This window comes from Rivihabitans pingtungensis (genome assembly GCF_003201855.1).
GTDB lineage: Bacteria > Pseudomonadota > Gammaproteobacteria > Burkholderiales > Aquaspirillaceae > Rivihabitans > Rivihabitans pingtungensis.
This window is the reverse complement of record NZ_QJKI01000014.1, coordinates 16,113-37,181: the sequence shown is the minus strand read 5'-3', so window position 1 is coordinate 37,181 and position 21,069 is coordinate 16,113. Positions and strand designations below refer to the sequence as shown.

Below are 21,069 nucleotides of genomic sequence, written 5' to 3'. Positions count from 1 at the left end.
TCAGTGCCGCGCCTGCACATGTTACAATTTTCCGTCCTGCTGACCTGACATTCACCACCATGCCGCTGATTACCGTCGAAAAAGCCTGCCTCGCCTTCGGGCACGTGCCCCTGCTCGATCATGTTGACTTCTCTCTCGAGCCTGGCGAGCGCGTGGGGCTGATTGGCCGCAATGGCGCTGGCAAGTCTTCGCTGCTCAAGGCGATTGCCGGCACGGCCAAGCTCGACGACGGGCGCATCATCGCCCAGAGCGACACCCGGGTGGCCTATGTGCCGCAAGAGCCGGCGCTGGACCCAGCACACACCGTGTTTGAGGCGGTGGCCGAGGGCCTGGGCGATTTGCGCCAGCTGCTGACCGACTACCACCACGCCGTGCAGGCGCTGTCCACCCCGTCCGACGATGGCCACGAAGCAGTGCTGGCGGCCATGCAGGTGATTCAAAACCAGCTGGAAGCGCGCCAGGGCTGGCAGCTGGAAAACCTGATCGACAGCACACTGTCGCATCTGGGCCTGCCGGCTGACCGGCTGATTGGCGAATTGTCCGGCGGCTGGAAAAAACGCGTGGCGCTGGCGCAGGCGCTGGTGTGCTCGCCGGATGTGCTGCTGCTGGACGAACCCACCAACCATCTGGACATCGCCGCCATCGAATGGCTGGAAACCCTGCTGAAAAACTTTGCCGGCAGCGTGCTGCTGATCACCCACGACCGGCGCTTTCTGGACAATGTCTCCACCCGCATCATCGAACTGGATCGCGGCCTGCTGCGCAGCTACCCCGGCAGCTTCAGCGCCTACCAGACGCGCAAGGCGGAAGAGCTGGCGGTGGAAGCCGAGCAAAACCGCAAGTTCGATAAATTCCTGGCCCAGGAAGAAGTCTGGATTCGCAAAGGCGTGGAGGCGCGGCGCACGCGCAACGAAGGCCGCGTGCTGCGCCTGGAGCAACTGCGCCGCGACCGCGCCGCCCGCCGCGAGCGGGTGGGTCAGGTGAATTTCCGGCTGGATCCGGGCGAGCGCTCGGGCAAGCTGGTGGCCGAGCTGGAACAGGTCAGCAAGGGCTACGAAGGCCGCACGCTGATTCGGGACTTCACCAGCCGCCTGCTGCGCGGCGACCGCATTGGCCTGATCGGGCCGAATGGCGCCGGCAAAACCACCTTGCTCAAGCTGATTCTGGGCGAAATCCAGCCGGACAGCGGCACGGTCAAGCCCGGCAGCAAGCTGGAAATCGCCTATTTTGACCAGTTCCGCAGCCAGCTGGACGACGAGATGGCCATTGTGGATGTGATTGGCGATGGCAAGGATTTTGTCGAAATCGGCGGCCAGCGCCGCCATGTGATGAGCTACCTGGAAGATTTTCTGTTTTCGCCGGCGCGGGCAAAAAGCCCGGTGAAATCCCTGTCCGGCGGCGAGCGCAACCGGCTGTTGCTGGCCCAGCTGTTCACCCGCCCGGCCAATGTGCTGGTGCTGGACGAACCCACCAACGACCTGGACATCGACACGCTGGAACTTCTGGAGCAATTGCTGGCCGACTACAGCGGTACGGTGTTTTTGGTCAGCCACGACCGGGCGTTTCTCGATAACGTCGCCACCCAGGTGATTGCCTTTGAAGGCGATGGCGTGCTGATGGAATACCCCGGCGGCTATAGCGACTGGCTGGCTGCCAAGGCGCGCATGGCCGAGCTGGCGGCGCCGGCGCGCACGGTGGCCGTCGCCCCGGTGAAAACCGACAAAGCCGAAGCCAGCGCCAAGCCGGCGCGCCGCAGCAACAAGCTCAGTTACAATGAAACCCGTGAGCTGGAGCGCCTGCCCGATGACATCGCCGAGCTGGAAGCCGAACAGGCCGCGCTGCAAGAAGCCTTGCTCAACCCGGACATCTACAAAACTGACCCGAAACAGGCGCACGAATGGCAACTCCGCGTGAACGAGATCGACACCCTGCTGCTGGACAAACTGGCGCGCTGGGACGAACTGGAAAGCCGCGCCAGCTAAGCCTGGCGTTGGCCGCGCTGCTGGCCGTGGCGCTGGCGGCCTGCTCCAGCAGCAGCCCGCCGCGCAAGACGCAAACCGCCAGCAAACCCAAACCACCCGCGCGCACCGCCAGCGCCAAGCCCAATGCCAACCGCAGCCTGGCCAATATCCAGGCCTCGGGCGATGCCCGCGAAGTGGTGATGTATGCACTGGGCCTGCTGGACGTGGGCTATAAATTTGGCGGCAGCAACCCGGAAGCCGGGCTGGATTGCAGCGGCATGGCGGCGTTTATCTACAAGAATGCCGTCAATGTGCAACTGCCGCATAACGCCAAGCAAATCGCCGAAGCCACCAAGCCCATCGACACCGGCAAGATGCGCGCCGGGGACATGGTGTTTTTCAACACCATGAACCGGCCGTATTCGCATATGGGCATTTATATCGGCGACGGCAAATTCATTCACGCCCCGCGCACCAACAGCGTCATTCGCGTGGACACCCTGGCCTCGGGCTATTTTGCCGACCGCCTGGAAGGCGCCCGCACGGTGTTTGATTGATGATTTCGGGAGTTTGTATGTCTTATCTGCGTGTACTGGCCACCGCCGCCCTGGCGCTGACCCTGACTGCCCCGGCGCAAGCCGAAGGCGGCACGGTCACCATTGAAAAAGACCGCTTTATTGATTTTTATCTGGTGCTGAAAGACCATCTGTCGCGCATGCCTGGCTTGCGTGGCGATGGCGTCACCCTGTCGCGCGCCTATCTGCTGGATAAACTGCGCGAACGCTTCAACAAAGAAGGCGTGGAAGTGCGCGACCTGCGGCTGACCCCAGAAAAAGGCACCATCGAGCTGGTGACCACCAAAGGCCCGGTAGACGCCCGCCACACGGTGGACTTTACCTTCCTGCCGGTAGACTGGGCGCAGCGCACCATCCGCCTGCGCTTTCAGCAGCGCAGCGAACCGCTGAACGATACCCTGCTGGGCCAACTGCTCGGCTCGATTGCCATCGGCGCTTTCGAAACCGCCACCGGCCGCAATAGCGTCAAGCAACTCACCGAAAAACACCCCTATCTGACCGTTGACGGCGACGTGCTGTCGGTGCGCATGGACCAAGTGCCCTCGCTGATCCCCTATCTGAATACCCAGATCATGGGCTACAAGCCGTTTGACTACGTTGGCGTCAAGCGGGTGGCCACCGAGCAGGATCAACTGCGCATCGTGCTGGCCTTGCAGAAAAAACCGTCCTGAGCATGTGTTCGCGGCATATGTGGCGCTTCTGGGCCTCGCGGGCTGCGCCAATCTGACTTTGCAAGCGCCGTCACCCGTGCGCGCCATTGGCCACGCTATCGCTAAATTTCGCCCAGCCCATGCGCCTGGCTGGCCTGATGGCGGGCGTCGTCTTCGGTGTGCAGGTATTTGCGCGTGGTCTGGATGCTGGCGTGGCGCAGGTTCTGGCTGACCACCAGCAGTGGCACGCCGGCTTCCAGCTGGTGCGAGGCGGCAGTGTGGCGCAGCCAGTGGGTAGAGGCGGCGGCCAGGCGCTCGGCCTGGGCCGGCTCGCGCTCGGCGGCCAGGCGGAACACCTGCTTGACGATCAGATAAATCGCCTTGTCGCTCAGCGTGTCCAGCTTGCCCGGTTGATTCACCCGCCCCACCAGCGGCGTGACCTCGCCGGGCAGCGGCAGCGGCGGCAGGCCGCAGTGGCTGCGGTAGCGTTGCAGCGCCGCCAGCAGGCTGTCGCCCACCGGGATATCGCCAATCTTGTTGCCCTTGCCCAGCACCCGCCACCACCACAGCCCCCGGCGCTGCACAATATCGCCCATCACCGCGCGCGCCACTTCCGTGCGCCGCGCGCCGGTCAGATAAAGCAGATGAAACAGCCAGCGCGCCCGCTCGTAATGATGCAGGTCGCGCGCGCCGCTGCGCGGCAGTGCCTCCAGCGTGTCTTGCACCACCTGCCATAACTCGGCATCCAGATAGCGCTCGACGCCGGGCGGCTGCGCCAGGCTGCGTTTTTGCCGGCGCGCCAGGGCCAGCGGGTTGCCGCGCAGATAGCCGGCGTCCAGCAGATACTGAAACAGCGCGCCCAGAATGGTCAGCGCCTGGCGGATGCTGGACGGCGCCAGCGGGCCGGTAAACGGCTTCCAGTCCGGGTGCTGGCGCGCGCGCGCCGGGCCAATCCAGCGTTCGGCCGGCTGTGGGCTGGCCAAAAAGCGCTGGTAATCCAGAATATCTTCGCGCCCCAGCCCCGCCAGCGTTTGCCCACGCTCGCCGCACCACAGCAATAGCCGCTCGGCTTCTTTGCGGTAATTGGCGAAGGTGTGCGGTGAATCTTCGTATTCGCGCAGCCAGGTGATCACCGCCTCGGCGTCGCTTTGCGCGGCAATCAACTGCGGCGCCGCCAGCGCCGGGCTGGCGGCGGGCCGGTCGGGGAGCAATAGCGGGAGCGGAACAGGCATGGGTCAGTCAGTGCCGTGGATGAACAAGGCGACATGGTAGCGCGGGCCAGCCGGTTGTGGGGATTGGCAAAAGCGTGACGCCAGGATCGCTGCGCTGGGTTTTGTGAGCCGCTTTAAGCCGCGCAGGCTGAAACAGCCCATCTCGGGCTTTGCCTGCCGGCGGCAGCCGTCTAGAATCCTGTCATGCCAACACCCGGACATTCTTCGCCCATGCGCATCCTGCACACCTCCGACTGGCATCTGGGCCAGCACTTTATCGGCAAAACCCGCCAGGCCGAGCACCGGGCGCTGATTGCCTGGCTGTTGGAACAGGTTTCCGCGCTGAACATCGACGCGGTGTTGCTGGCCGGCGATGTGTTCGACACTGGCGCGCCGCCCAGCTATGCGCGCGAGCTGTATCACCAGCTGCTGGCCGGGGTGGCCGCCGCCGGGGCCAGCTTGCTGGTGGTGGGCGGCAACCATGATTCCGCCGCCACGCTGGGCGAAATCCGCCCGCTGCTGGGCGCGCTGCGCGCCACGGTGATTCCGTCCGCCGATTTGCCGCTGGATGAGCAAGTGGTGCTGCTGCCGCGCCGCGACGGCCAGCCCGGCGCGCTGGTGTGCGCCGCGCCGTTTATCCGCCCGCGCGATGTGCTGCGCAGCCAGGCCGGGCAAGACGCCGACGACAAGCAAGGCGCGCTGCAAGCCGCCATCACCCAGCACTATCACGCCCTGTATCAACGCGCGCTGGGCCGCCGCGCCGCGCTGGGCCTGGCGCTGCCGATTATCGCCACCGGCCACCTGACCACGGTGGGGGCCAGCGCCAGCGAATCGGTGCGCGAGATTTATGTGGGCGCGCTGGAGGCTTTTCCCACCCAGGCGTTTCCGCCGGTGGATTATCTGGCGCTGGGGCATATTCACCGCCCGCAGTGCGTGGGCGGGCTGAATCACATCCGCTACAGCGGCTCGCCGCTGGCGCTGAGTTTTGACGAAGCCGACACCGGCAAACAAATGTGGCTGCTGGACTTTGCCGAGGGTCAGCTCAGTGAAGTCAGCGCGCTGCCCGTGCCTTGCGCGCAAGCGCTGGCTTCGCTCAGCGGCGACCTGGTCAGCCTGCCGGCGCAATTGGCCGCCGTGGCGGCGCAGGGCAGCGCCGAGCGGCCGGTGTGGCTGGAAGTGCGCGTGCGCGGCGATGATTACCTCAGCGACCTGGCCGCGCGGGTGGCGGCGCTGGCTGACGGCCTGCCGGTGGAGATTTTGCGCGTGCGCCGCGAACGCGGCGACGCCGTGGCCAGCCTGAGCGCCGACCCCGGCGACACCCTGGACGCCCTCAGCCCGCTGGAGGTGTTCGAGCGCCGGCTGGCGCAAGAAACCCTCACCCCGGAACAACACGACGGCTTGCTCAGCCGCTACCGCCAAGTGCTGGCTGAACTTGCCGAGACCGCCTGATGAAAATCCTCTCGCTGCGCCTGAAAAACCTGAACTCGCTCAAGGGCGAATTTTGCATTGATTTTCGGCTGCCGCCGTTTGCCGGCAATGGCCTGTTTGCCATCACCGGCCCCACCGGCGCCGGCAAATCCACCCTGCTGGACGCCATCTGCCTGGCGCTCTACCACCGCACCCCCCGGCTGGAGGCGGTGTCGGCCGGCGGCAACGAGCTGATGACCCGCCACACCGCCGACTGTCTGGCCGAAGTGGAGTTTGAAGTGCGCGGCGTCGGCTATCGGGCGTTCTGGAGCCAGCGCCGCGCCCGCGACAAAGCCAGCGGCGCGCTGCAAGCGCCCAAAGTGGAGCTGGCCCGCGCCGATGGCGAAATCCTCGCCAGCCAGGTTAATGACAAACTGCGCCAGGTCGAGGCGCTGACCGGCCTGGACTTTGCCCGCTTCACCAAGTCCATTCTGCTGGCGCAGGGCGGTTTTGCCGCCTTTTTACACGCCAGCGCCAACGAGCGCGCCGAACTGCTGGAGCAGCTCACCGGCAGCGAAGTGTATGGCCTGATCTCACAACGGGTGTTTGAACACGCCCGCGTCGCCCGGCAGGCGCTGGCCGAACAACACGCGCGCGCCGACGGCGTGCAGCTGTTAAGCGCCGAGGCGCGCGCCGAGCTGCTGGCCGACTGCGCCGCCCGCCGCCAGGCGCTGGACGCGCTGACCGAACAACTGGCGCACACCCAAGCCTGCCTGAACTGGCGGCGCGCGCTAGACGCCGCCGAAACCGAACAACACAGCCAGCACGCTGCGCTGGCGCGCTGCCAGGCCGAGCGCGAACACGCCGCCCCCGACCTGGCGCGGCTGGCCGCCAGCGAACCCGCCGCCGCCATCGCCCCCGCCCATCACGACTGGCGCCAGGCCATCGCCCGCCACGACGCCGCCGCCGCCGCGCTGAGCCAGCTGGAGGCCGAACGGCGCAATCTGGCCACTCACCACGCCCGCAGCCACTGGCAAGCCGCCCACTACGCCCGCGCGCTGACCGAACGCGCCGCCGCCCGCCAGGCCGAGCTGGACGCGCAACTGGCCGACGCCAACGCCTGGCTGGCCAGCCACCGGCAACGCGCCGAACTGGGCCAACACCTGCCGCACTGGCGCGCCGGCTGGGCCGAGCTGCAAAGGCTGGACGCGCAACTGGCCGAGGACGACGCCGAACTGGCCCGCCTGGCCGCCGAGCTGAACACCCGGCAAACACAACACACCGCCGCCCACCAGCACGCCGAGCAACACAGCGCCGCCTGGCGCGCCGCCGACGCCCACGCCCGCGCCTGCCAGGCCGCCCACGACGCCCTGCTGCACGCCGAACCCGCGCCGCGCCCGCGCCACGACCGCGCACAACACCAGGCCCACGCCTGGCGGCAACTCACGCAAGACGCCGCCGCCCTGCGCGCGCGCGCCGCCGAACTGGACGCGCAACAACACCGCCTCAGCCAACAGCACACCGAACTGGCGCGCCTGCGCGAACAACACCAACACAGCCAGCAACGCCACGCCGAACTGGAAAGCCGGGTTGCCGACAAACGCCAGCTGCTGGCGCAAGAACAACGCATCCGCAGCCTGGACGCCCACCGCGCCGCCCTGCGCCCCGGCGAAGCCTGTCCGCTGTGCGGCGCGCTGGAGCACCCGGCCATCGCCGCCTATCAGGCGCTGGACGTGGACGCCAGCCAGGCCGCGCTGGCCCAGGCCGAAGCGCAACTGCGCGAGCACCAAGGCCAACAACACGCCCTGCTGGCCCAACTCAGCCGCAGCGAAGGCCAGGCCGCGCAATGCGCCGCCGACCTGCAACAACAACAGGCCGCGCAACAGGCCGGCGAACAACACTGGGCGCCCGCCGCCCAGGCGCTGCGCCCCAGCGCGCCGCCCGATTGGCGCGACCCTGCCGCCCTGGCCGCCGGCCAAGCCGCCGCCGACGCCGAACTGGCCGCCAGCCGCGCACAACTGGACGCGCTGGACGCCGCCGAACACGCCAGCCGCGCCGCCCACGACGCCGCCCAAGCCGCGCGCCACAGTCACGACGTCGCCCAGCAGGCCCTGCACGCCAGCGAACGCGCCTGCGCCGACACCCAGGCCGCGCACAGCGCCCGCCGCGAACAACGCGCCCGCCACGCCAGCCAGCGCGCCGAACGCGACAGCCAATGGCGCGACGCCATCAGCCAGGCCGGCCATAGTCTGGAACTGCACGCCGACGCCGGCGCCTGGCTGGACGCCCGCCAGGACGACTGGTGCGCCTGGCAAAAACAACACGACCACGCCCAGCAACTGGCGCAACAACTGGCCCGCCAGCAAGAACAGCGCGACCGCGCCGAACAACAAGCCCAGCACTGGCAAGCGCGCTGGCTGATCCTGGCGCTGCCCGCCCCCGACGACGACAGCCTGCCCGCCCTGCACGACGACGACCCGCTCACCCCGCTCAGCGCCCACATCGACGCCCTCAGCGCCGAACTCGCCCAACTGGACGGCCGCTGCCGCGAACTGCAACACCAACTCGACCAACAGCGCCAACAGCTGGCGCACAGCCAGGCCCACTGGCAAGCGCAACTGGCCGCCAGCCCATTTGCCGACGAAGCCCGCTTTTTGGCCGCGCGCCTGCCCGAAGCCGAACGCGCCGAACTGCGCCAGCGCCAACAAGACCTGGACGCCAAGCACCACCGCGCCCACGCCCTTTGCGCCGCCGCCGACGAACGCCTGGCCCAGCTGCGCAGCCAGGCGCTCAGCGACGCCAGCCGCGAACACCTGGCCGAACACGCCGCCGCCCAAGACGCCCAGCGCCAGCAACTGGCCGCCGAACACGGCGCCCGCCAACAACAACTGGACGACGACGCCCAACGCCGGCAACTGCACCGCCAACTGCTGGCCGACATCGACGCCCTCAGCGCCGACCACGAACTCTGGGCCCGGCTGGACAGCCTGATCGGCTCAGCCAGGGGCGACAAATTCCGCCGCTTTGCCCAAGGCCTCACCCTCGACCACCTCATCCACCTGGCCAACCGCCGCCTGGCCCGCCTGCACGGCCGCTACCGCCTGCAAAGAAAAACCGGCGGCGAACTGGAACTGGACATCCTCGACCACTGGCAAGCCGACGCCACCCGCGACACCCGCACCCTCTCCGGCGGCGAAAGCTTTTTAGTCAGCCTCGCCCTGGCCCTGGCGCTCTCCGATCTGGTCAGCCACAAAACCTCGATCGACTCGCTGTTTCTCGACGAAGGCTTTGGCACGCTGGACGGCGACACCCTGGACATCGCCATCGACGCCCTGGACGCCCTGAACGCCAGCGGCAAAATGATCGGCGTCATCAGCCATGTGGAAAGCCTGAAAGAACGGATTGCCACGCAAATCCGGCTGAAACCGCAGGCAGGACAGGGGGTGTCGCGGGTGGAGGTGGGGGGCGTGGGGTGAAAAGACTTAACATTTAGGCGTGAAAACCACCTTTCTATTGAAATTGCATTTGTGGTCGCTTGTCTCTCTAAAAATTAGCTTAACAAAATAAGGGAAAGCTGCCCGCTAAGCACCAGTTAAATGCCTCTAGATAAAGCTCCGTGCAGTGATCTTGGCTGGGTGTGTGACTGTAGGCAGCACAAGCAGTACGACAAGCCTTATACAACAACGCCAGGAAAGTTTTGTTGACGGCCCTTAAATTAGCATCACTAAAAGCAGATATTTGCAGTCATTTCTTCAGAGCAAGTAGTCTTTTGGATTGTTTATTATGCTACGACAAAAATAAAGGAAAGCCAAAAAATGTCAAAACCAGCCACAGCAAAAGCCCCTTTACCCGATTTTGAGAATTTAGTCCGCAATGGCATTGATTTTCTTGAAAAGGCAATATTGCAGCTTAATAGCGACCCCAAATATTCGGTTATCAATTTTTATACAGCAGTCGAGATATTCCTCAAAGCGCCACTTGTTTGCGAGCATTGGACGCTCGTAGTTATTGGCAAAGAACTGAGTCGCAAAAAATATGAAGAAGGGGATTTTCTTTCTGTTTCATTTGAGGAGTCTTGTGCACGATTAGGTGCCACATTAAATAAGCCTTTGAGAAGCAGTGCGAAGGAAGCATTTGATAAAATCCGTAAACACCGAAATCGCATAGTGCATTTTTATCACAAAGGGATTGATGGGCAGCAGCTCGACGCAATCAAACTAGAACAAGCACAAGCATGGTTTGAACTGAATAGGTTTGTGACCGAAACTTGGCGTGAACAGTTTGCGCCATTTTTAATTGAATTTCACCGAATGGAGAGAAACCTCATCGAGAGCAATCAATACGCTCAAGTTAAATACAATAATTTGAAGCCAAAAATTGAGGGCTTGAAGATAAGGGGGAAAACGTTTGAAAACTGCCCAAAATGTAAGACCAATGCCTGTTTGGTTGAGCAAGAAGCCCCACACTTAATGCATTATGATTGCATGGTCTGCTTTTACAGTGAGAAACAGGTGCAGATAAACTGCCCTGCGTGTGGAAATCCAGAGCAGTATGTAGTGGCTTACGATGGGTTCTCGTGCGATAAATGTGAATGTCAAATTGTCGCTCAGAGTGATTTATTTGATTTTTTGGACCAGAACAGAACACGTGGCACAAAAAATCATCTTGATTCAAACACGCCAGCCAATTGTGATGAATGTCAGGGTTACCACACGGTTTGTGAATATCAAGGCGGCTATCTTTGCACGAACTGCCTTTCGTACTTTGGCTATGTTGATTCATGTCAGTGGTGTAACGAACCCATGACTGGTGACACTGAGCATACTTACACAAACGGTTGTGAACACTGCGAGGGCTATATTGGATATAGTGCAGACGACTAAAGAAAAAATCCTTTTTATGAAAAAATCACTTAAACATACCCCCTGAAAGCAAAGGTAGCCTCAAAAACCCAAGGCAAATAAAAACCATATCTTGAGCATCTACCCGTATCACGACCTCCTCTCCACCGCCTCAGGTGGAGAACACCTCATTCCACCGCCTCCCCCATCACCCCATCCAACACCTCCCCCGACAGCGCCACCCCCGCATAAGCAAAGCTTCCCTTGTTCAGCATATCGTTGGCGGCGTGGTGGAGGGCGGTGAAGGCGGCGCGGGCGAGGGCGCTGTCGGTGCTGATGCGGCGCACGCCCAGGGCGCGCAGTTGCGCCAGGGTCAGTTGTGCGGCGGGGCCGGCGGTCTGCACAAGGGGGGGCGCAGTCGGCCACGTCTTCCAGGCTGCCGCTAGGAACAGGGTTTCGGTGCGCAGCTTGCACACCGGGTGGTCACGGTGCTGGAAAGTGTGATGCAAGCCCGAGCGACTGATGTTCAGCGTACGGCAGATTGACCCTTGGAGGGCTGCCCGGTTGGCTGAGATGGGCCGCATCATTGATAAGCGCGGGCGAACAAGAAAAATTAGACCACGACACTCGTATCAATGGGGTGTTGAGTGGGCGCTCAGGGGCTCACCTTTTTCCAGCCAATGCCGCACACCGTCTGCGTTTCCTTCGGAAATATTCTGAACATGGGGGGCGTAGACGCAGGGCTACGGCGTGATTTGCTCATGGTCTGCCGGAAGATTCACCATAAACCATACCCCGCGCAGTATCTCTGTGCGTGGCGCATGGGGCGGTCTAAAATTCCCTCTGCCAACACCGGCCCTTTTGCCCGCTGATCCCTACCATGCCCCGCATCACCTTCATTCACCCCGCGCTGCCCGAGCCGAAAATCCTGGACGCCACCCCAGGTGAGGCGCTGATCGACGTGGTGCGCCGCGCCGAGGTGCCGCTGTACTGGCGCTGTGGCCACGGCACCTGCTGCGCGTGCCAGGTGCGCATCACCCACGCCCAGCAACCACGCGACACACCCTGGCCGCGCAAAGAGCGCAATGTGCAAGCGCGCCACGGCTTGATCGACGCCGCCACCCAGGCGCGCGACACCATCGACGACAGCCCCGAGCGCTGGCGGCTGGCGTGCAGTCTGATTGTGGGCGAAGAGGATTGGGAAGTGCGCTGGTAAGGGTTGCTCACCAAGCCCCTCTGGCGTTGTGGGATGACTTTGCCGTACTCCTTTACTGTCTGCGGTCATCCGCCTGGCCAGAGCCGCTTTGCTGAGTGTTGTGCGCGAGGCCAAGCGCTGGTGTCGGGCTTTTTCATTCCAGATCAAAGATTAATACAAACAGATATGGCATCTTGTGCCGGATGACAAAAGCGTTGTCCGTGATGGGTGCTGGCGCTTGCCGCCAGCGATGCTAAGCTGACGGCATCGTTTGCCAGAAATCACGCTCTATTCTGAGAGCCAGGGAGACCCGCCATGCCTGACCGCGCCAATGCCGAACGTTGTGAATTGCCCAAAGACCGCATGCCCATGCTGCGGGTCAACGCCGAGCCGCGCAGCACCAATGCCCACGGCAAGGTGCATGCCGGCTGGCTGATGGCCAAAATGGACCTGGCCGGCGCACTGGACGCCGAGCGGGTGGCCAAGGGCCCGGTGACCACCGTGGCGGTGAATGCCTTTCAGTTTGCCATGCCCATCTTGCTTGGCGATGTGGTGAGCTTTTACGTCGAGCGGCTGCGCCTGGGGCAAAAATCCATCACCAGCAAGGTGGAGGTGTTTGCCGAGCGCCTGGATGGCGGCTGTGTGCGCATCACCGAAGCGGTTATGACGTTTGTGGCGGTGGACGACGACGGACGTTCGCGGTTGATTAGCTGAGGTTTTTTGTCAACACTGTGCCTTGCCAGCAGCCAAAAACCCTGAAATCCAGTGCTGGCAAGCCTTGCCGTCAGATCGGCAGCCTGGGTCTTGTTGCATCGCAACATGAAAAATTGTGCTAAGTTGCGTAAATACAACAAGTCATCGTGTTAAACGAGTGTTTGGAATAAATGTACGAAACAGGCTTCTCGCCGATAAAAAATCTTTGCTAGTATCCGACGCAGGGATGCCCTCGACGGCATGACCTCAAGCCATAACACCAACGTCCGTCCACGCTGGAAATAAGAGGAAGAACGCATGAAACTCAACACCCTGAGCCTGTCCATCATGACGATGGGCGCGCTGGCCGGCGCCAGCCTGACCGCCCACGCCTCCGGTTATCACTTCGGCACCCAGTCGGTCAGTGCACAAGCCACGGCCAATGCCAGCGCTGCTGAAGCCACCGACGCCACCACCCTGTTTTATAACCCGGCTGGCATGACTCGTCTGCAGGGCACCAACTTCTCGGGCGCACTGAATCTGGTGGCCCCCAGCGTCAAGTACAACAACGCCAGCGCCAGCTACCCCACCCAGCCCTACGCTGCCCAGCCGCTGCCCAATGGCGCCACCGTGCCAGCCGGCCTGAACCGCGCCGCGGCGATTTCTGGCAGCACCAGCGGCAAGCTCACCGACGACCTCCTGGCCGTGCCGCACATGTACCTGACTCACCAGCTGAATGACCGGGTGACCGTGGGTGTGGGCATTTATGTGCCGTTTGCCTCGGAAACCGAATACCAGCGCGATTCCGTGTTGCGTTACAACGTCAACCAGACCTCGCTGACCACCATCGACATCAACCCGACCGTGGCGTTCAAGCTCAATGACCAGCACTCACTGGCCGTGGGGGTGATTGCCCAGCACGCTGAAGCCTCGCTGCGTCAGTATGCCAACTTTGGCGGCAGCGCCAACCCGGCGCTGAACAGCCTGCTGCCAGGTGTGGGTGGCGGCCATGGCAACTCCGATGGCTATGCCGAAGTGGAAGGCAAGGATTGGGGCTTTGGCTTTAACCTGGGCTGGATGTGGGAAATCGACCCGTCCACCCGCGTGGGCCTGTCCTATCGCTCGGCCATCAAGCACAGCCTGAAGGGCACGGCTGACTGGACCACCCCGGCCACGCTGGCCGGCCAGGCCGCGGCCTCGCGCGGCTATATCGACAGCGACGCCCGCGTGGACATCAAAACCCCGGAATCCCTGTCGGTGCATGGCTTCAAGCAGCTGGACAGCAAGTGGGCGGTGATGGGCGATGTGACCTGGACGCGCCACTCGCGCTTTGATTCGTTGTCGATCAACTACAGCCAACCCAAGTCCGCGCCGTACAGCGCCAGCAACTTTGCCGGCCAGACCGCTGACAAGACCACCCTGGTGCCCGACTGGAAAGACACCTGGAAAGTGGCTGTTGGCGCCACCTACCAATACAGCGCTCCGCTGCAACTGCGTTTTGGCGTGGCCTATGACCAATCGCCGGTGCCGGACGAGCAGCACCGCCTGTCCACCATGCCGGACAACGATCGTATCTGGCTGTCGTTCGGTGGCAAGTATGATCTGAACAAAAACAGCTCGATCAACGCCGCTTACAGCTATATCTACATCAAGAACTCCAAGGCACAGGTCAATGGCTATTGCGGCGGCAGCACTGCCGGCGCAGTGAATTGCGTGTCCAGCTACACCAATGGCCAGGCGGATTACAAGAGCCATGCGCACATTCTGGGCGTGCAATACAATTACCAGTTCTGATAGAGTGTCAACGCTGGCCTGATGCGCCGTGCACAAAACCCTCCTGGCGTTGTGGTGTGACCTTGCCGTACTGCTTGTACTGTCTGCGGTCACACGCCTAGCCAGGATCGCTTCGCTGGGTTTTGTGAACGGCGCGGCTTATGGCCAGCGCTTCTTCCCGACCTGGCTTGCGCCGGTCGGGAAAAAAATAAAAACAACCGTTTAAAACGTTTGATTTATACTTGGCGCTCTGACGTCAAACCATCGGGTGGCCAGGCCACCCGGCCGTGGGCGGAGATGCATACAGGATTCCAACCGGGCGCACACCGGCAATCGCAGGGACTCCGCCTGTTTCGCAAGTGCTGACCAAACTGAGGTAACCATGTCTCAAGCGAAATTCAACGTACGCAAGGTGGCCGTGCTCGGCGCCGGTGTGATGGGGGCGCAAATCGCCGCCCACCTGGTCAACGCCAAGGTGCAAACCGTGTTGTTCGACCTGCCGGCCAAAGAAGGCGACAAAAGCAGCATCGCGCTGAAAGCCATCGCCAACCTGAAAAAGCTCAAGCCGGCCCCGCTGGCCGCCGCTGACCGCGCCGACTACATCACCCCGGCCAACTACGAAGAACACCTGCACTTGCTCAAAGACTGCGACCTGGTGATTGAAGCCATCGCCGAACGCATGGACTGGAAAGCCGACCTATACCACAAGGTGGCGCCGCACCTGGGCGAAAACAGCATTTTTGCCACCAACACCTCGGGCCTGAGCATCAACACCCTGGCCCAGGCCTGCCCGGACAGCCTGCGCCCGCGCTTTTGCGGCGTGCACTTTTTCAACCCGCCGCGCTATATGCACCTGGTGGAAATCATCCCCTGCCTGACCAGCGACGCTGGCGTGCTGGACAACCTGGAGCGCTTCCTGGTCACCACCCTGGGCAAGGGCGTGGTGCGCGCCAAAGACACCCCGAACTTTGTCGCCAACCGCATCGGCGTGTTCTCCATGCTGGCCACCATCGCCAATGCCGAAAAATACGGCATCCGCTTTGACGTGGTAGACGACCTCACCGGCCCGCGCCTGGGCCGCCCGAAATCCGCCACCTTCCGCACCGCCGACGTGGTGGGCCTGGACACCTTCGCCCACGTGGTCAAGACCATGCAGGACACCCTGCCCAACGACCCGTGGCACGGCCTGTTCAAAACCCCGGCCTGGCTGGCCGCGCTGATTGAAAAAGGCGCACTGGGGCAAAAAACCAAGTGCGGCATCTACAAAAAAGAAGGCAAGCAAACCCTGGTGCTCGACCCGGCCAAGGGTGAATACGTCAATGCCGGCGAAAAAGGCGACGACGCGGTCAAGGCTATCCTGAAAGAACCCAACCCGGCGGTGAAATTCAAAAAGCTGCGCGACAGCCAGCACCCGCAGGCGCAGTTCCTGTGGGCGTGCTTTCGCGATGTGTTCCACTACATCGCCTATCACCTGGCTGACGTGGCCGACAACGCCCGCGACCTCGACCTGGCCATCCGCTGGGGCTTTGGCTGGTCGGTTGGCCCGTTTGAAACCTGGCAGGCCGCCGGCTGGCAGCAAGTGGCCGGCTGGATGCAAGAAGACATCGCCGCTGGCCACAGCCTGAGCCAGGCCGCGCTGCCGGCCTGGGCGCTGGAAGCCGACCGCGCCGGCGTGCACTTTGCCCACGGCTCGTACAACGCCGCCCAAGGCACACTGGCCGGCCGCTCCACCCTGGACGTTTACCAGCGCCAGCTGGCCCCGGCCCGCGTGCTGGGCGAAGACGCGCCGCAACTGGGCGAAACCGTGTTCGAAACCGAAGGCGGCGTGCGCGCCTTCACCTCGGGCGACGGCGTGCTGGTGGTGAGCTTCACCTCCAAGGCCCACGCCATTGGCCCGGCAGTGATCGAAGGGCTGAACAAGGCCATCGACCTGGCCGAAGCACAATATAAAGCCCTGGTGATCTGGCAAACCGAAGAACCGTTCTCGGTGGGCGCCGACCTGCAATCGATGATGCCGGCCTTCATGACCGGCAACTGGGCGGCGATTGACGACACCGTGCGTCAGTTCCAGAACACCTCGATGCGCCTGCGCTACAGCCTGGTGCCGGTGGTGGCGGCCTCGCAAGGCTACGCCTTTGGCGGCGGCTGCGAGTTCCTGATGCACTGCGACAAGGTGGTGGCGGCGCTGGAAACCTATATCGGTCTGGTGGAAGTGGGCGTGGGCCTGCTGCCGGGCGGCGGCGGCTGCAAGGAATTTGCCCTGCGCGCCGCGCAGGAATCCCGTGGCGACGTGCTGGCCGCGCTGAAAGACTATTTCATGGCCATCGCCACCGCCAAGGTGGGCACCAGCGCGCTGGAAGGCCAGGCCATCGGCTACCTGAAAAAGACCGACACCGTGGTGTTCAATGTGCACGAGCTGCTGTACGTGGCCAAGCAAGAAGCGCTGGCCATGGCCGAAGCCGGCTATCGCCCGCCGCTGAAAGCCAAGGGCTTCCCGGTGGCCGGCCGCAGCGGCGCCGCCTCGATCAAGGGCCAGCTGGTGAACATGCTGGAAGGCAATTTCATCACCAAGCATGACTTCACCATCGCCAGCCTGATCGCCGACGTGATGACCGGCGGCGACCTGGAAGCCGGCACGCTGGTGGACGAACAATGGCTGCTGGATCTGGAGCGCAAGGCCTTCATGAGCCTGCTGAAAAACCCGCTGAGCCAGGCGCGCATCGCCAATATGCTGACCACTGGCAAGCCGCTGCGCAACTGATCGCCCGAACCCTTGCGGCGCGCGCCCAGCCGGCGCGCGCCTGGAGAATGACCTCATGAGCAAACAGATTCAAGAAGCCTATATCGTCGCCACCACCCGCACTCCGGTGGGCAAAGCCCCGCGCGGCATGCTGCGCCACGTCCGCCCGGATGACATGCTGGCCCACGTGCTCAAGGGCGCGCTGGCGCAAGTGCCGGAACTGGACGTCAACCTGATCAACGATGTGGTGGTGGGCTGCGCCTTCCCCGAAGCCGAGCAAGGCCTGAACATGGCCCGCATCGGCGCCCTGCTGGCCGGCCTGCCGGAAACCGTCGGCGGCCTCACCATCAACCGCTACTGCTCGTCCGGCATCAACGCCGTGCAAATCGCCGCCGACCGCATCCGCACTGGCGAAGCCGACGTGGTGATTGCCGCCGGTTCGGAATCCATGTCCATGGTGCCGATGATGGGCAACAAGGTGTCGCTGAACCCGGCCATTTTTGCCAAAGACGAAAACTACGCCATCGCCTACGGCATGGGCCTGACCGCAGAAAAAGTCGCCCAGCAATGGAAAGTCAGCCGCGAAGACCAGGACGCCTTTGCCGTGGAATCCCACCGCCGCGCCATCGCCGCCATCCAGTCCGGCGCCTTTGCCAATGAAATCACCCCGCTGGATGCCACCTACCGCACGCCCAACCTGGCCACCGGCGAAGTGATTCTGCGCAATAAAGTGCTGGATACCGACGAAGGCCCACGCCTGGACACCACGCTGGAAGGCCTGGCCAAGCTGAAAACCGTGTTCGACGCCAAGGGCAGCGTCACCGCCGGCAACAGCTCGCAAATGTCCGACGGCGCTGGCGCCGTGGTGCTGGTCAGCGAAAAGGTGCTCAAGCAGTTCAACCTCACCCCGCTGGCCCGCTATGTGAGCTTTGCCGTCAAAGGCGTGCCGCCGGCCATCATGGGCATCGGCCCGAAAGTGGCCATCCCCGCTGCCCTGGCCAATGCCGGCATCGCCCAGTCTGACCTGAAATGGATTGAGCTGAACGAAGCCTTTGCCGCCCAGGCGCTGGCGGTGATGCGCGACCTGGAGCTGGACCCGGCCGTGGTCAACCCCAACGGCGGCGCCATCGCCCTGGGCCACCCGCTGGGCGCCACTGGCGCCATCCGCACCGCCACTCTGGTGCACGGCATGCGCCGCCGTGGCCAGACCGGCTATGGCATGGTCACCATGTGCATCGGCACCGGCATGGGCGCTGCCGGCATTCTGGAAATCCTGTAAACGCTATCCGTAGGCAGGATGATGTAAAAACACAAGCCGGGCGATCCCCGGCTTGTGTTTTTGTGATGCTTCAGCAATGCATCGTTGCAAGGCGACAAGGCACGGATAAGAGCCGCTAACAAAACCCCCTGGCGTTGTTGTGTAACCTTGCTTGTTGTACTGTCTGCGGTCACACGCCTAGCCAGGGGCGCTTCGCTGAGTTTTGTTAGCGACTCTAAACACTCCGTGCAGCGATCCTGGCCAAACGCAAGCCATCTGCAAGGCTGCACCATCACGTCAGGCAGATAACCCTGTGTTCAGGCTGGCGGCCGCCAGTACAGCCAGCCACACGCCCCGGCCAGCAGCAAGAGCGGGGCCAACGCCAGCTGGTTTAATGTCATCCAGCCCCAGGCGTTGACTGCCGGGGCGGCGGCGGCGGTCATCAGGGTGACGCCCAGAAACACCATGCTGTCGTTGCCGGCCTGTATCCAGGCTTTTTCAGCTGGCCAGCAGCATTCAGTCAACAGGCTGCTGGCCCCCACATATACCCCGTTCCAGCCTACGCCCAGCAAGGCCAGCGCCCACTGAAAATGGCCAAACGTTTCACCGCGCAGGCTGATCCCCACGCTGGCCAGCATCAATACCGCCCCGCCCAACATCACCCCTGGCGCCCCCAGGCGCTGCACCAGTCGGCCGCTGAGCAAAGAAGGGGCAAACATGGCGACGATATGCCACTGAATCACCGTGGCGGCGGCGGCAAAATCAAACTGCGCGCAGCGCATGGCCAGCGGCGTGGCGGTCATCAGCAGATTCATCAGCGCATAGCCACTGCTGGCGGCCAGCACCGCCAACCACAGCCGTGGGTTGCGCGCATGGGTGCGCCAAGGCCGGCGTGCGCCACTGGCGGGCAGCGCGCCAGGGGGGATGCGCATGACCAAAGCGCACAGCGCCGCCAGCCCGGCCAGGACCGCCAGCCACACAAAGCTGACCGTAAAAGGTTGTGGCCCCAGCAGACGGGTGTGACTGGCCAGCGCCGGGCCCAGCCAGGCCGCCAGCACACCGCCGGTCAGCGTGGCGGCAATCGCGCGCCCGTGTTGGCCGGGGGGCGCCACGTCCGCCGCGACAAAGCGGTAATACTGCGCCACGGCATTGAATGCCCCCACCAAGCCACTGGCGGCCACAAACCAGGCAAACTGCTGCCGGGCAATCGCCAGCGCCGCCAGCGCCAGGCCCAGCATGCCCAGCAGCGCGCCCGCCGCCAACACTGGCCGCCGCCCCAGCCGCGTCATTGCCCAGGCCACGGGCGACAGCAACAGCAAGGTGGCCAGGTATTGCGCCGCCAGCGGCAAGGTGGCCCAGTCTGGCCCGGCCAGCTTGCTGCCCACCCAGGCCGAGGCGGACAGCGTCAGGCTGACCACGGTCATCGCCAGCGCCTGGCTGAGCGCCAGCAACCAGACGGTGGGCGGCAGCGTCGTCATCCCTGGCCACCGGCAGGTTCATAAAACTGTGTCAGCCCTTGTGTATCCACCACCCGGGTGTAAGCCGGATTGCCAATCATGGTGATTTCATGGCGGATCTCCATGCGCTCGCGGCCGGCTTCATCCGCTGGCGTGAGCACGGCCATGCCGTGATAAGGCAACAAGCGTGAGCCCAGCTTGTACTCCGGATACAGACGCAGACCAAGCACGGGGATTTTTTTGGCATGGATCGTCGCGCGGATGGCGCGCGGAAAATCCTCCTCATCCCAGCGCGTGTCGGCCGCCGCTGCCTTGAGCGCACGATACTCGGCCAGCGCCAGGCCAGCGTATTCGTCCAGCATGGTGGGGGCGTGTTGGGCAGCCGGGCCGAACAGGCGAACCATATCTCGGTATTCAAGATTCATGCGTTTGGTGTTCAGTGTGTTGCGCATGCTGGCGCGCCAGCGCAGGTATTCTTCGTGGCTGATTTCGCCCGACAGCGGCTGATCAAGAAACTGACTGCGCCAGTGCTCGAAGCGCTGGTGAAACAAGGCGGTGCGTCGGGCCAGGTTGTCGGAAATGTCGTGGATGCGCACCTGCCCGGCAATGCCCAGCGTCTGGGTGCGTTCACGCAGACTCAGCAGGTAGTGTTGTGCTTCGACCGAGGTGACACCCAGTGGCAGCGCGTAAAACGTGCTGTCGCTGATGACATGAAACACCGCGCCGGGCGGATAAAACGACTGGATATGCTGGGCGATGCGCCACATGTGCAACAGCGACACGTCTTCGGCAGCGGTCACCTGAGTGGGCTGGAGGCGTTTGGTCGGGTTGCTGATCACACAAAACGCCAGAATCAGGATTTCCACCGGCTGTTGCTGCGCACAGCAGGCCGCCACCCGTGCCTGCCACTGAGGATGCTCACGAAAGCGCTTGCGCGAATTAAACTGAAAGGCATTGTGATTCAACAGCTCAAGAATGCGCGCCGGCGTATCCAGTTGACGGGTTTTTTCCAGAAACACCGCCAGATCAAAATGGGGCGACAGGCTGGCTGCGGCCACCCGTTCGGCATCCCGGGCAGTGTATTCGCGCTGCGTTTGCCTGGCCTGGCGCGGATCTTCCGGCGGCCAGGCGAATTCCTGGCCAATATGGGAATGGGAGATGATTTCTCCACTCAAGCCTACCGGGGTATTGGCGGCAGTCAAGGTGGTGGGCAGGACAGCGGCAAGATCCACAGCGTTCATCATGGGGTTCGACTCCTGAAAGCGGTTCACGGTTGACATATCACAACGCACATCACGTCTTGCGATC

At 63.2% G+C, this 21,069-nt stretch carries 15 protein-coding genes; 11 read left to right on the top strand and 4 right to left on the bottom strand.

What is annotated here, in order from left to right; all coding sequences use genetic code 11:
* Nucleotides 1–59: 59 nt before the first annotated feature.
* The 3 genes from DFR34_RS10900 to DFR34_RS10890 are packed head-to-tail and all read left to right on the top strand — an operon-like array spanning nt 60 to nt 3,207.
* On the top strand, nt 60–1,982 hold the full coding sequence (locus DFR34_RS10900; protein ID WP_110391190.1) for an ATP-binding cassette domain-containing protein: 1,923 nt from the start codon (nt 60–62) through the stop codon (nt 1,980–1,982).
* Nucleotides 1,983–1,990: 8 nt separating this feature from the next.
* Complete coding sequence (locus DFR34_RS10895; protein WP_245906873.1) at nt 1,991–2,518, top strand: C40 family peptidase; 528 nt, start codon at nt 1,991–1,993, stop codon at nt 2,516–2,518.
* Between the two features lie 17 nt (nt 2,519–2,535).
* On the top strand, nt 2,536–3,207 hold the full coding sequence (locus DFR34_RS10890) for a hypothetical protein (protein ID WP_110391188.1): 672 nt from the start codon (nt 2,536–2,538) through the stop codon (nt 3,205–3,207).
* A gap of 101 nt (nt 3,208–3,308) precedes the next feature.
* On the opposite strand, the gene DFR34_RS10885 is transcribed toward DFR34_RS10890, so the two are convergent.
* Nucleotides 3,309–4,418 (bottom strand): tyrosine-type recombinase/integrase, encoded by a 1,110-nt coding sequence (locus DFR34_RS10885; protein ID WP_110391187.1) that lies wholly within the window; start codon nt 4,416–4,418, stop codon nt 3,309–3,311.
* A 183-nt stretch (nt 4,419–4,601) separates the two neighbouring features.
* Between DFR34_RS10885 and sbcD the strand changes: the two genes are divergently transcribed.
* From sbcD to DFR34_RS16895, 3 genes are all read left to right on the top strand, one after another.
* On the top strand, nt 4,602–5,846 hold the full coding sequence (sbcD, locus tag DFR34_RS10880) for an exonuclease subunit SbcD (protein WP_245906872.1): 1,245 nt from the start codon (nt 4,602–4,604) through the stop codon (nt 5,844–5,846).
* The gene (locus DFR34_RS10875) at nt 5,846–9,280 is read left to right on the top strand and encodes an AAA family ATPase (RefSeq protein WP_110391185.1); all 3,435 of its coding nucleotides are present in this window, start codon (nt 5,846–5,848) and stop codon (nt 9,278–9,280) included. Before sbcD ends, DFR34_RS10875 begins: the two co-directional genes overlap by 1 nt.
* Nucleotides 9,281–9,619: 339 nt before the next feature.
* The gene (locus tag DFR34_RS16895) at nt 9,620–10,687 is read left to right on the top strand and encodes a hypothetical protein (protein ID WP_146215126.1); all 1,068 of its coding nucleotides are present in this window, start codon (nt 9,620–9,622) and stop codon (nt 10,685–10,687) included.
* A 146-nt stretch (nt 10,688–10,833) separates the two neighbouring features.
* Here DFR34_RS16895 and DFR34_RS10870 read toward each other — a convergent pair whose 3' ends face one another.
* On the bottom strand, nt 10,834–11,154 hold the full coding sequence (locus DFR34_RS10870; protein ID WP_146215125.1) for a beta/alpha barrel domain-containing protein: 321 nt from the start codon (nt 11,152–11,154) through the stop codon (nt 10,834–10,836).
* A gap of 371 nt (nt 11,155–11,525) precedes the next feature.
* On the opposite strand from DFR34_RS10870, the gene DFR34_RS10865 reads away from it, so the two are divergent.
* From DFR34_RS10865 to DFR34_RS10845, 5 genes are all read left to right on the top strand, one after another.
* Nucleotides 11,526–11,861, top strand: coding sequence for a 2Fe-2S iron-sulfur cluster-binding protein (locus DFR34_RS10865; RefSeq protein WP_110391183.1), 336 nt, complete (start codon nt 11,526–11,528; stop codon nt 11,859–11,861).
* A 294-nt stretch (nt 11,862–12,155) separates the two neighbouring features.
* Complete coding sequence (locus tag DFR34_RS10860) at nt 12,156–12,554, top strand: acyl-CoA thioesterase (RefSeq protein WP_110391182.1); 399 nt, start codon at nt 12,156–12,158, stop codon at nt 12,552–12,554.
* 297 nt (nt 12,555–12,851) lie between these two features.
* Complete coding sequence (locus tag DFR34_RS10855) at nt 12,852–14,327, top strand: OmpP1/FadL family transporter (protein WP_110391181.1); 1,476 nt, start codon at nt 12,852–12,854, stop codon at nt 14,325–14,327.
* 361 nt (nt 14,328–14,688) lie between these two features.
* Nucleotides 14,689–17,067, top strand: coding sequence for a 3-hydroxyacyl-CoA dehydrogenase/enoyl-CoA hydratase family protein (locus DFR34_RS10850; protein WP_110391180.1), 2,379 nt, complete (start codon nt 14,689–14,691; stop codon nt 17,065–17,067).
* A 55-nt stretch (nt 17,068–17,122) separates the two neighbouring features.
* Nucleotides 17,123–18,325 (top strand): acetyl-CoA C-acyltransferase, encoded by a 1,203-nt coding sequence (locus DFR34_RS10845; protein ID WP_110391179.1) that lies wholly within the window; start codon nt 17,123–17,125, stop codon nt 18,323–18,325.
* A 296-nt stretch (nt 18,326–18,621) separates the two neighbouring features.
* Here the strand turns inward: DFR34_RS10845 and DFR34_RS10840 are convergent, their stop codons facing one another.
* Together DFR34_RS10840 and DFR34_RS10835 are read right to left on the bottom strand one after the other, a co-directional pair.
* Entirely contained in the window at nt 18,622–19,782 is a 1,161-nt protein-coding gene (locus DFR34_RS10840) for an MFS transporter (protein ID WP_110391178.1), read from the bottom strand.
* Nucleotides 19,779–21,005, bottom strand: a complete 1,227-nt coding sequence (locus DFR34_RS10835; protein WP_158281797.1) for an L-tyrosine/L-tryptophan isonitrile synthase family protein — start codon at nt 21,003–21,005, stop codon at nt 19,779–19,781. The genes DFR34_RS10840 and DFR34_RS10835 overlap by 4 nt, the downstream gene beginning before the upstream one ends.
* Between the last annotated feature and the right edge of the window lie 64 nt (nt 21,006–21,069).

Excerpts from the sequence above, each read along its gene's own strand:
- DFR34_RS16895 (WP_146215126.1), top strand. The coding sequence starts at position 9,620 with ATGTCAAAACCAGCCACAGCAAAAGCCCCTTTACCCGATTTTGAGAAT.
- DFR34_RS10840 (WP_110391178.1), bottom strand. The coding sequence starts at position 19,782 with ATGACGACGCTGCCGCCCACCGTCTGGTTGCTGGCGCTCAGCCAGGCG.
- DFR34_RS10890 (WP_110391188.1), top strand. The coding sequence starts at position 2,536 with ATGTCTTATCTGCGTGTACTGGCCACCGCCGCCCTGGCGCTGACCCTG.
- DFR34_RS10850 (WP_110391180.1), top strand. The coding sequence starts at position 14,689 with ATGTCTCAAGCGAAATTCAACGTACGCAAGGTGGCCGTGCTCGGCGCC.
- DFR34_RS10855 (WP_110391181.1), top strand. The coding sequence starts at position 12,852 with ATGAAACTCAACACCCTGAGCCTGTCCATCATGACGATGGGCGCGCTG.
- DFR34_RS10885 (WP_110391187.1), bottom strand. The coding sequence starts at position 4,418 with ATGCCTGTTCCGCTCCCGCTATTGCTCCCCGACCGGCCCGCCGCCAGC.
- DFR34_RS10865 (WP_110391183.1), top strand. The coding sequence starts at position 11,526 with ATGCCCCGCATCACCTTCATTCACCCCGCGCTGCCCGAGCCGAAAATC.
- DFR34_RS10845 (WP_110391179.1), top strand. The coding sequence starts at position 17,123 with ATGAGCAAACAGATTCAAGAAGCCTATATCGTCGCCACCACCCGCACT.
- DFR34_RS10900 (WP_110391190.1), top strand. The coding sequence starts at position 60 with ATGCCGCTGATTACCGTCGAAAAAGCCTGCCTCGCCTTCGGGCACGTG.
- DFR34_RS10875 (WP_110391185.1), top strand. The coding sequence starts at position 5,846 with ATGAAAATCCTCTCGCTGCGCCTGAAAAACCTGAACTCGCTCAAGGGC.
- DFR34_RS10835 (WP_158281797.1), bottom strand. The coding sequence starts at position 21,005 with ATGATGAACGCTGTGGATCTTGCCGCTGTCCTGCCCACCACCTTGACT.
- DFR34_RS10860 (WP_110391182.1), top strand. The coding sequence starts at position 12,156 with ATGCCTGACCGCGCCAATGCCGAACGTTGTGAATTGCCCAAAGACCGC.
- sbcD (WP_245906872.1), top strand. The coding sequence starts at position 4,602 with ATGCCAACACCCGGACATTCTTCGCCCATGCGCATCCTGCACACCTCC.